Annotated in this window: 1 protein-coding gene; it reads left to right on the forward strand. The window is 69.3% G+C overall.

The genetic code is table 11. The features are described from left to right. Positions 1 to 202: AMP-binding protein (locus IAE24_RS30160; RefSeq protein WP_199962563.1), on the forward strand; the 202-nt coding region annotated here is incomplete at both ends.

Raw genomic sequence — 202 nt, forward strand, 5'->3', positions numbered from 1 at the left:
TCAAGGAGGACGCAGCCCCGTCGGAGTGGCGATTCCCGACCTGGGCCTGTATGTGCTCGATGGCAGCCTGGACCTGCTGCCGCAGGGCGTGGCCGGAGAGCTGTTCGTGGCGGGCGAAGGGCTGGCACGCGGCTACCTGAACCGTGCCGGGCTGAGCGCGGAGCGCTTCATCGCCAACCCCTTCACGGACGATGGCAGCAGG

Origin of the sequence: Delftia sp. S65 (assembly GCF_016516495.1) — a bacterium.
Taxonomy (GTDB): Bacteria; Pseudomonadota; Gammaproteobacteria; order Burkholderiales; family Burkholderiaceae_C; genus Comamonas; species Comamonas acidovorans.